Source organism: Pseudoalteromonas sp. UBA2102 (assembly GCF_002331165.1).
In the GTDB taxonomy this organism is placed as follows: domain Bacteria; phylum Pseudomonadota; class Gammaproteobacteria; order Enterobacterales; family Alteromonadaceae; genus Pseudoalteromonas; species Pseudoalteromonas atlantica.
The window spans coordinates 1-3,615 of the sequence record NZ_DCYU01000043.1 but is presented as its reverse complement, the minus strand read 5'-3'; the positions used below and the strand labels follow the sequence as shown (position 1 = coordinate 3,615).

At 42.8% G+C, this 3,615-nt stretch carries 3 protein-coding genes; all 3 read right to left on the bottom strand.

The features are described from left to right. Positions 1-170 precede the first annotated feature (170 nt). Positions 171-1,043, bottom strand: coding sequence for a bile acid:sodium symporter family protein (locus B2R65_RS05145; protein WP_286741429.1), 873 nt, complete (start codon positions 1,041-1,043; stop codon positions 171-173). 1 nt (position 1,044) lies between these two features. Then, positions 1,045-3,030, bottom strand: coding sequence for an AMP-binding protein (locus tag B2R65_RS05140; RefSeq protein ID WP_286741427.1), 1,986 nt, complete (start codon positions 3,028-3,030; stop codon positions 1,045-1,047). 129 nt (positions 3,031-3,159) lie between these two features. After that, positions 3,160-3,615 (bottom strand): class II aldolase/adducin family protein (locus B2R65_RS05135; RefSeq protein ID WP_286741425.1); only part of this gene is annotated, 456 nt, incomplete at its 5' end.

Here is a 3,615-nt window from a genome sequence, read left to right as displayed (position 1 = left end):
CCCACCACTATGCCTGCTATTTATCAGCATTTATATTGGCATCAAAGTACTGATAAAGACGACGCTTTAATATGGTTACGTGGGCAAGTGCAGCATATTTTTAAACGTTAATAGCTATAAAAAAAGCGCCAAACTTAGTGAACTAAATTTGGCGCTTCGCGTTGTTTTTTTTAAGCGTTTACAAGGCGTTTGTTTTTAAACTTAAGCCCAGCAATTAATAACAGTGGCCCAATAAACATGGCAAGGCCATATACACCGCCTGTTACTGCGTATTCGGGCTTATTTAAAAAGCTTATAGCAATTAAAATAGCCAGCGATGCGTTTTGAATACCCACCTCAATCCCAAGTGTTAGTGAATCGGTCAGGTTAAGGTTTGAAAGCTTAGCTATGAGCAAGCCAATGACCATTGAGCCAATATTTAATGCAAGGCAGGCCCAAAATACAGCATCAAACGAGCTTACCAGTAATGCGCGTTCTTTTATTACTAACGCGGCTATCATGGCGAGCATAAAAAATAACGAAAAACGCCTAAAAAACGGCTCACTTTTAATCGCAAATTCGCTTTTAAAATGGCGCAGGCTTATCCCTATGGCTACAGGCACTAAAGTGATTACAAATAGCCCAAGTGATGTGGTTAATATAGAAAAATTAGCATCGTCTTGCGGCGCAAATTGGTGCATGGCAAAGCCAATAATAAACGGGGTGGTAATAATGCTAATAGCAGTTGAGGCAGCGGTTAAGCTTACCGACAGCGCTAAATTAGCCTTTGCCAGCTGGCTCACTACGTTTGACATAGTACCACCTGGGCACGCGGCTAAAATCATTAACCCTATTGCTATAGGCGTGGGTAAATTAAGTAAATAACACAAACCTAAAGCCAGTAGCGGCATGGCAATAATTTGGCCTAGTAAGCCCATAGCAATTGCTAAGGGCTTTTTAAAAAGCCGCGTAAAGTCGCCAACTGTAAGCCCAAGCCCCATGCCAAACATAATAAGGGCAAGTGCAAGTGGGAGTATGATTTCTGTTAAAAATGATGCGTTCAAATTAGGCGGCCTCTGTTGTTTTTAATGCCAGCACTTCGTAGTTAAATGAGTACGGGGTTAGCAGCGTTTTTATCTGTTGTTGCAGCGCGTTTAACTCATCTTCATTAACTAAAATTGTGGCTTTTATGCCTAACTTTTTATCAGCAAACACATTTATTTGCACGGTTTTGTTGATTAATTGCTCGCTAAGAGCCTCTGTAATGGTTTGTTTTATTTCTAGGCAAACCAGTTCGGGCTTATAAATTTTACCTACGGCAGTAAGCGGTATTTCATCAATTATATAAATAGCTTTTGGTATTGCTGCTCGCTCAGGTATGTTGGCGCTAACATACGCGGTGAGAGCATCAAGCTTAAGCGTGCTATTTGGGCTTAGCGTTACGTAAAGTACGGGTACTTCGCCTGCGTAGCTGTCGGGGCGTGGCACGGCGGCTGCAAGTGTTACTTCGGGGTGGCTGGTTGCGGCATCTTCTATCATTTTGGGGTCTATATTGTGTCCGCCACGTATTATTAGCTCTTTTTGCCTACCACATAAAGATACATACCCGCTCTCATCTATTTTTCCTAAATCGCCGGTTCTAAAATACTGTTGGCCGTTTTCATCAACTACCCATGCGCCTTGGTTATGCGCATCTTCTACATAACCCGGAAATACGTTATTACCGGTTATTATTATTTCACCAACATCGAGTGTATCGCAAATTTTAACAAGCGTGCCTTGCTCGTTTATATCGGCAATTTTAAGCGTAATACCAGGTATTGGCAGCCCTACAGAAGCCTCTTTATTAATTGGGTTTACAGGCATTAACGTACTTACCGAGCTGCCCTCAGTTGAGCCATAACCCTCTACTAGTGGGGTGTTTGTGAGTTTAGTAAACAGGGCTTGTAAATCTGATGAAAGCGGCGCGGCCCCACAAATGGCAAACTTCATTTTAAGCGGTGGCACCGATATTTTTTGCGAGGTAATTTGCTCAACCATAGCAGCGTAAACCGTAGGTACGGCGGTCATAACGGCTACATCGTAATTATTAATTAGGGTGAGTAAGTTTTGAACGATGTTTTTACCTCTAAAGCCAGAAGGGCTTGCGAGTAAAATTTTACAGCCTTTCATAACCGAGGCTATGCCTGTGGCTACCGCCGCATTTACATGAAATATGGGCAAACCTACTAGCATGGTATCGCCTGCGTTTACTGGCGAAAATAAATTAACCTGCCCTGCATTGGTGAGCTGGTTTAAGTGCAAGTGCTTGGCAAGTTTTGGTAAGCCGGTGGTACCACCCGTATGAAAATACGCGCACACATCGCTTTGCTCAGGCAAAGTAAAATTAGCTGCTTGCGTACTTTGCGCCGCGAGTAATTTTTTAAACCCATACACGGGTACTTTATTATTTTGCGAGCACGCTATGTCGTCACCAAATAAGCTAATAACCGCTTTTAGGCCGGGTATATGCTCTTTAATTGCCATTACTTTTTGCCAAATATCGCTACCAGGGACTGGGCCTAGGGCAATGATTACTTTGGTATTGGCTGAGATCATAATTTCTTTCATTATGGACTCTTCAAGCAAGGGGTTTATAGGGTTTGCAATGCCAGCGGCCTCTGCTGCCCAAAGCGATACATAGGTTTCAGGGAAGTTAGGTAATACCAGCGAGGTTACCTCGGTTTTTGTAATACCCAATGAGTGCAATGCATTACCAAGCCCTGTTACGTTTTTTGCGAGCGCTTTGTAACTCATTTTACGGTGCGGATTAGCAAAGCTTTTACCTTTAAAAGTCATTAAAATGCGGTGAATAAGCTTTTTTGCAAACGGAATTTGCGCTTCGCTAATGCAGTCGCCATCTAAAATGTATTCAATAGCGGTTGCATCACCAAAGTTTTTTGCCGATTGTAAAATGGCATGATAAGTAGAGTGAGGAAGTTGCTCTGGTGATATTTCAGCAAGGTTTAAATTGCCAACATCGGCGTGGTTTTTAATTGTTGTTATATTCATAAAACCCTCAACGTATCTTTATAATGTGTGTGTTTGCGTGTGAGTGCATAGTATTTAAACGCGGCTTTGGGTGTGTGGGCCATTACCGCGCAAATTTTAGTCTATCAAAATTAAGCTATTGCCAGTGTTTTAATCTAAAAAGCTGTTATCTTTTGCGGCAACAACCTGATACATGGGCTGAAAGTTCCCCCATGTAACTAGCTCTGAGCCATTGGCTTGTTTAGTGTGTAGCGCAATATCGTGAGAAATAAGCTTAGGCTCGCCTGCGGCTTGCGCTAATAACTGGCTTTGGCAGCAGCTATCAAGCAATACAAAATTGGCAACTGCGGCATCAACCGACGAACCAACGGTAAGTAAACCATGGTTTTGCAAAATAACAGCGCAGTGATCAGCCAGTGATTTAGCTATCATGTCGCCCTCTTCGCTGTCGGCTACTACGCCGCTAAATACATCAAATACACTGTGGTTTTCGTAAAATACGCAGGCATCTTGCGAAATAGGTTTAAGTAACTCACCTAATGCCGAAAACGCACGGCCATAACGTGTATGGGCATGGGCTACTGCGTTTACGTCGGGTCGCGCCAT

Bases quoted from the DNA above. Each gene is read 5' to 3' on its own strand.
- B2R65_RS05140 (WP_286741427.1), bottom strand. From the start codon at position 3,030: ATGAATATAACAACAATTAAAAACCACGCCGATGTTGGCAATTTAAAC.